Source organism: Hymenobacter agri, assembly GCF_054778495.1.
The window spans coordinates 1-6,271 of the sequence record NZ_BAAGZM010000230.1 but is presented as its reverse complement, the minus strand read 5'-3'; the positions used below and the strand labels follow the sequence as shown (position 1 = coordinate 6,271).

Genomic DNA, 6,271 nt, shown 5'->3' with positions numbered 1-6,271 from the left:
GCATTTGGCGCACGTATGCTGAGTTGTTACCATCAACCTTATACGTGTTCATCCTCACTTAGACCACCGCCAATTATTTATTACAGAACATAATTACAGATAATTACTTAGTTTAAATTTATGCATCATACTCATACCTGTATTATATTAAAAAACTGAAAGCCCCATCTAATAAAATTACCACTTAGAAGCGAAATTAAATTCCACGTTCAGAAACAGCAAAACCATCATGAGTATCAAAAAAAAACATCAACCCAACAAACCGAACATTGACATACTGACACAGGAAGAATTCCGAAAGAAGTACAATGAACTTCGACCACAATACGAACGGCTTGCAGTTAACCTTCAGCAAGCATTGAAGGCCTTTTTGGCAGAAGAAAATATTCCTTACTTAGATGTATTGTTTCGCGTGAAGGATGTAGATTCAGCTTATGAAAAAATAGCCCGAAAAGAATTCAACAATCCATTCGAACAGATTGAGGATTGGTGTGGCTTACGTATCATATGCTACTACCCTAGCGATGTTGACAGGATATGTGAAATCATAGTAAAAGAGTTTGACATTCAAACTCAAGAAGATACAGCAAAGCGTCTTAAACCTAAAGAGTTTGGTTACCGCTCAACCCATTTTATTTTAAAAATAAAAGCATCGTGGATGCAGCCACCGAACTATCGCGGACTAGAAAAATTAAAGGCAGAAATACAAGTTAGAACCATTCTGATGCATGCTTGGGCTGAAGTTGAACATAAACTTCAATACAAAAGCAGTGAGCAAGTTCCGGAGCAGTTTCAACGAAAACTGTATTTTTTAAGTGCAAAATTTGAAGAGGCAGACGGGCAGTTCGAGGAATTGCGCAAAGGTATTAGTGAATACAGAGCAAGTATTCAGGAAGCAGTTACTAATGTTCCTGCTTTTAGAAATCAGGAACTTAACCTCGACACTTTACAAGCCTTTTTAGATGAGGTATTTCCCGAAAGAAAAGGTGATATCAAAGCAATAGCTAGGCTACTCGAAGAATTGAATACTGCCGGCGTAACGATGGAAGAGTTAGTGGACAGCTACGAAATAGCTAAACCCCACTTGAGCGAGCTTGAAAATATTTGGTTTAATACTGCCAATAGAAACGAAGAAACTGCTTTAGCAAAGCCAGGCATGATGCGCATTATTTTAGACACTCTCAATCAGAAGTATTATGAGTACAGACGAAACAGTGGTGTTTCTTCTAACTGGTCAACAGTCGTTTCAGCAACTCGTTCATTAATGAACAATCCCGCGCAATAAGATTTTTAAACCTAATTACATAATATATAAAATCGAAATACATATTATCAGAAAGCCCCGCCCGCAACCGGACGGGGCTTTCTGTTGCTCTTCGCGGCTTAGGCGGCGGGCTTGCCGGCCACGTCGCCTTGCGGGCCGCCCCCGCCCAGCTCGATGACGCGGGTGTAGCCCTGGAAACGCTCCCACACCTCGTGCTTGGTGGGCGAGCTTTGGTAGGGGCGCAGCTGCACCCGCATCTGCTTCACGAGGTCGGTGTTGCGGCGCAGCAGGCCGATGAGGGTGTTGCGGGCCGTGCTGCCGCTCACCACGCTCAGGCGCTGGCCGGTGCGCTTCTGGCCGAAACGCTGGAGCAGTGCGGCGGTCCGGGCCAGGTCGTCGGCCGTGAACTCGCGCTTTTCGAGGGCTTTGGTCAGGGGCTGGGCTTCTTTCAGCAGCGCCGCTACCAGGCTGGCAAAGCTGGCATCGTCGGCCCGGCCCAGGTCGGTGGCCGTGATGTTGACGCGGCCGGCCAGGTCCTCGTCCTTGTTGGCGGCGCTGGCGGCGTAGGCCTGCAAGGCGGCCCCGAGGCGTGCGGCCAGCGCTTTGAGCTGCTTCTTGGCGCCGTTTTTCTGCTTGGCGTCGTCGTTCTGGCCGTCGGCCATCACGGCGGCTTACAGGGTACGGGCCTGGGCCAGGTTGGCGGCGTGCTCGTCGCGCAGGGGCGCGAGGTCGTCCTCTAGGGGTTTGTACTGGTCCTTGTCGGCGAGCAGGCCGGCGGCGGTGTCGGTATCGCGCTTCAGCAGCGCGTTTAAGCGGTTGTTATCCATACCGTAGTAGATGTGAGAAAGGTGAGCGGCAAACGTAGCAATTATTATGACACTCACGCGCTTTCTCATCGTTTTCGACGCGCCGACAATGACGGCCAAATCCCCGCGCCCAGCGTTGTCGGCGCGGCCCGGGGCTTTGCACGCACTGCCCGGCGCTTCGTACATACCGCCCGGCGCTTTGTATGCACTACCCGGCGCTTCGTACGCACCGCCCGAGGCTTCGTACGCACTACCCAGGGCTTCGCACACATCGCCCAGGGCTTCGTACACACTACCCGGGGCTTTGTACGCACCGCCCGGCGCTTTGTATGCCCTGACCAAGCCTTGTATCGCCTGACCAAGCGTTGTACCGTCTGACCAAGCCTTGTACCGCTTGACCAAACGCGTATTGACTGACCAAACACTATCCGCGCCACTCAAAAAGCCCCACCAGTGCCGGCGGGGCTTTTTGAGTGGCGCGGCGGCGGCTACCTACCGGCCCTCAAACCGCTGCACGGCCTCGGGCGTGACGGGCGCGAAGAAGTTGACCAGGTTGCCGTCGGGGTCGCGGAACAGGAAGGAGCGGTTGCCCCAGGGCATGGTCGTGGGCGCCTGCACCAGGTGGTCGCGCAGCACGTCGGCCAGCTTGTGGTACTCGGCATCCACGTCGGCCACCCGGAATTCGAGAATGGCCGACTGGTTGCTGGCGGCGCGCGCCCCCTGGCCGCCCTCAAACTGCAGCGTGCGCGTGCTGCCAATGGCCAGCGTGGCGGTGGGCGTGCGCACCTCGGCAAAATCGGGGGTGAAGCGGGTGGCGGGCCGGCCGGTCACCTGCTCGTAGAACGGCAGGAGGCGGTCGATGTCGGCGGTGATGAGGCGAACGGAAGCGAAATTCATCGGAAAAAGGGGCTAAAAAGTGGGGGTTTGGAATTGATGCTGCAAAGCACGCGGCCCCCACTGACAGCCCTATGGCAGTCCGATTTTCGCCCCGAAAAAAAAATTACCCCGCCGCCGGCCGGTGCAGGCGCGCCACGTACTCGGTGAGGGTGATGTGCTGCGGCTGCGTGAACGGGCTGCCCGTGGCGGTGAGTTGCTCAATGCGCGTGAGGCGGAAGTCGCGGTAGTCCTGCCGCAGCTGGCACCACCCCACCAAGTGCCAGGCAAAATTGTAGAAGGCCAGCCCAATGGGCTCGACCCGGCGCTGGCTGGCGCGGCCGCTTTTGTCGCAATACGTCAGGTCCACGACGTGCCGGCCGGCGATGGCCGTCTGCAAGGGGGCCAGGTAGTTGGCCGGCCCCGGCGCGTACTCGGGCACGTGCAGCTCGATGCGACTGGTGAACTGCTCCAGCCGGGTTTTCTCCGGGGCCCGCAGCACGGCCTTCACCTTGTGCAGCGCCGTGGCGGCGTGGGCCCGACTGGTGGTATCGGCCAGCACGCCGGCAATGGCTTCGAGCAGCACCAGGGCGTTGGCTTCTTCCGGGGTGAAGGAAACCGGCGGCAGAAAGTAGCCCTGCACCAGAAAGTACCCTCGGTTGGGCTCGAAGCTGATGGGAATGCCCTGTTCGCCCAGCGCCCGGATGTCGCGGTACACCGTGCGCACGCTGATGCCGAACTGCTCGGCAATTTGCTCGGCCGGCACGTGTTTCTTCGTTTGCAGCAGCGTGGTAATGCCAAACAGGCGGTCGATGCGGTTCATGGGGCGGGCGGGCCGGTCTGGGGAGCGGCACGCGATGCAAATTTAAGCTGGTGCGCGGGCGTTGGGGGGCGGCCGGGGCCGGGCCGCCCCCCGCTTACCACGGGCAGGTGGCCGGGGCCGGGAAGTACTCTTCGCTGAAGAACCTCCCGGTGGGCCCGTCGGGCCCGAGCAGGGCATATTTCACGATGCGCGCGCCGGCCTCTGCCACCGTGCTGGTGCCCTGGTGGCCCGTGAAGTCGGTTTTGGTGTAGCCGGGACACACGGCGTTCACCCTGAACGAGGTGTCGCGCAGCTCGTGGGCCAGGTTGACGGTGTACATGTTCAGCGCCGCTTTCGACGCTTGGTACACGGGAACCCGAAAGGCAAAGTGGGGATTGTCGAGGTCGGCGTAGAGTGCCAGCGAGGCCATGGCGGTGCTCACGTTCACGATGCGCGGCTGCGCGGCCGGCCGCAATAGGTCAACGAACGCCTGCGTGACAGCGGCCACGCCAAACACATTGGTTTCGAACACGGCCCGAAACTGCTCCGGCGTGGCCTGCAGGGCCGCCTGCGGCTGCCCGCCCGAGATGCCGGCGTTGTTCACCAGCACGTCGAGCACCGGGGTTTTGGCCCCGATGGTGGCCCGCGCCGCTCGGATGGAATCGGGGTTGGTAACGTCCAGCTGCACGGCTTCGAGCGCCGTGAGCCCGCGGGCGTTGAGCTGCCGCACCGCGGCCTGCCCGCTTTCCAGGTTGCGGCTGCCGAGGTACACGAAAAAACCGTGCTCAGCGAGTTGGGTAGCGACTTCCAGGCCAATGCCTTTGTTGGCGCCGGTAACGAGTGCTGACTTCATGTGGGTTTATTGGGTATTGAAATGGAGAAAATGAACCGGGAGAATGGTGCCGCCCCGGCCCCTGCGGCCAGGGCATACCCCTGCCCGTAAGGCATTGGCAAATGCCCGGCAGAGTGATTCTGAATGAGGAGTGGGAACCGGCCCGCTTGCGGCGGCCCGGGCCCGAGCCGCGTCAGGCAGCGGCGGGCCGCGAGGCTTCGTCTTGGTTCCGCAGGGCCGTGGGCGGGTAGCCGAACTGCTTTTTGAACGCGTGCGAGAAATGCGCCAGGTTTTCAAAGCCCACTTCCAGGTAGAGCTCCACGGGCTTGCGGCGTTTTTCGGCCAGCTGGTAGTGGGCCAGCGCCAGCCGCTTCTGGGTGAGCCAGCGCTGCGGGCTCAGCTGGAAGGCTTTTTTGAAGTCGCGCTTGAAGGTGGTGAGGCTGCGGCCGGTGAGGCGGCTAAACGTGGCCAGGGGCATGTTGAACCGGTAGTTGGCTTCCATAAACGCGACCAGGTTCAGCTTGCCCGGCTCGGCAAAGTCGGCCAGCACGCCATCGGCCTGCGGGTCGAGGCGGCGCAGAATTTCCAGCACCTCCGTGGTTTTGAGGGCGAGCAGCTTCTCCGGCAGGCGGTGTTCGAGCTCCAGGTATGGCAGCAGGGAAGCGAACAGGCTCTGCAGGAGCGGATTTTTGGCGAACACCAGCAGCCCGGCATGCGCCGGCCCGGCGGGCACCGGGCGGTTATCGGCGTAGTAGGCTTGCACGAGGGCCGTGGGCAGCGTCATCACCACGGCCTGGTAGGGGGTGCCCTCTTTCGGGTATTTGAGCAGGGTGGCCGGCTGGTTGCGGGGCAGCAGCACGGTGTCGCCGGCGCCGCAGTAGCGGGTGCGGTCGGCCTGCACCACGCGTAGCTCGCCGGCCAGCACGCTCACCAGCACGTGGTCGTCGCAGGTTTTCTCGCCCCCGTAGCGCTGGTCGCCGCGGCACACAACCACCAGGCTGGCGTAGGGATTGGTTTGCTTCGTGGACATGGCGGGTGGCAGTGGGGGTTCCGTAAGCGGGCCTCGGCGAGACGTGCTGCTTGACAACACAAAATTAGATAGTCCGGCACCGCCGCACTTTGCTCAGAAGGCCGAATTTGTTTTGCTCAGCGGGCCAATTAAACGGAACGACTCCATGCCGGCGCGCCAGTCCACGGCGTGATGTGCCACCAGGCAAAAAAGCCCCATCAGCAACTAGCGGAGCTTATCGTTTCGCTTGCGGCTTAAGTATGGTGCTGTGCTTCGGCGTCGCATTGGGGGCTGCCCCACCCAGGGTAATGACTGCTCGAAGCGGACCGGCAAACCTTCGCCCACCCGTTGCGCCGCTGGTGGGCAGAATATCGCCGACCTTCGCATCTTCCCCCCGAACTCATCGCCGTAGCCATGTCCTCCGCCGCCATGCCCGACCTGCTGCCCGTCTTCAACGCCATGCCCGGCGCCACGCTGCTGCTGGCGCCCGACTGGACGATAGTAGGCGCCAGCGACGACTACTTGGCCGCCACCCTCACCGAGCGCGACGCCATCGTGGGCAGGTTCATCTTCGACGCCTTTCCCGACAACCCCCTCACCCCCGAGGCCAACGCCGTGGCCAACGTGCGCGCCTCCCTGGCCCAGGTGATGGCCACCCGCCGGCCCCACGACATGGCCCCGCAGC

The 6,271-nt window shown here is 60.0% G+C and carries 8 protein-coding genes; 2 read left to right on the top strand and 6 right to left on the bottom strand.

Annotation, left to right across the window (positions count from 1 at the left end):
* Window positions 1–229 precede the first annotated feature (229 nt).
* Window positions 230–1,285, top strand: coding sequence for a GTP pyrophosphokinase (locus ACYVDE_RS12440; protein WP_460501867.1), 1,056 nt, complete (start codon window positions 230–232; stop codon window positions 1,283–1,285).
* A gap of 98 nt (window positions 1,286–1,383) precedes the next feature.
* On the opposite strand, the gene ACYVDE_RS12435 is transcribed toward ACYVDE_RS12440, so the two are convergent.
* The 6 genes from ACYVDE_RS12435 to ACYVDE_RS12410 form a co-directional block, all read right to left on the bottom strand.
* Window positions 1,384–1,929: a hypothetical protein gene (locus ACYVDE_RS12435; RefSeq protein ID WP_460501866.1), complete on the bottom strand. Its 546-nt coding sequence runs from the start codon at window positions 1,927–1,929 to the stop codon at window positions 1,384–1,386.
* Window positions 1,930–1,935: 6 nt separating this feature from the next.
* Window positions 1,936–2,091, bottom strand: coding sequence for a hypothetical protein (locus ACYVDE_RS12430; protein ID WP_460501865.1), 156 nt, complete (start codon window positions 2,089–2,091; stop codon window positions 1,936–1,938).
* A gap of 471 nt (window positions 2,092–2,562) precedes the next feature.
* Window positions 2,563–2,967, bottom strand: a complete 405-nt coding sequence (locus ACYVDE_RS12425; protein WP_460501864.1) for a VOC family protein — start codon at window positions 2,965–2,967, stop codon at window positions 2,563–2,565.
* A gap of 103 nt (window positions 2,968–3,070) precedes the next feature.
* Complete coding sequence (locus tag ACYVDE_RS12420; protein WP_460501863.1) at window positions 3,071–3,766, bottom strand: helix-turn-helix transcriptional regulator; 696 nt, start codon at window positions 3,764–3,766, stop codon at window positions 3,071–3,073.
* 94 nt (window positions 3,767–3,860) lie between these two features.
* Window positions 3,861–4,598 carry an SDR family oxidoreductase gene (locus ACYVDE_RS12415; protein WP_460501862.1) on the bottom strand — a complete coding sequence of 246 codons (738 nt, stop codon included), beginning with the start codon at window positions 4,596–4,598 and terminating at the stop codon, window positions 3,861–3,863.
* A 172-nt stretch (window positions 4,599–4,770) separates the two neighbouring features.
* The gene (locus ACYVDE_RS12410; RefSeq protein ID WP_460501861.1) at window positions 4,771–5,607 is read right to left on the bottom strand and encodes a helix-turn-helix domain-containing protein; all 837 of its coding nucleotides are present in this window, start codon (window positions 5,605–5,607) and stop codon (window positions 4,771–4,773) included.
* A gap of 393 nt (window positions 5,608–6,000) precedes the next feature.
* Between ACYVDE_RS12410 and ACYVDE_RS12405 the strand changes: the two genes are divergently transcribed.
* The coding region (locus ACYVDE_RS12405) for a PAS domain-containing protein (protein WP_460501860.1) at window positions 6,001–6,271 on the top strand (271 nt) is incomplete at its 3' end.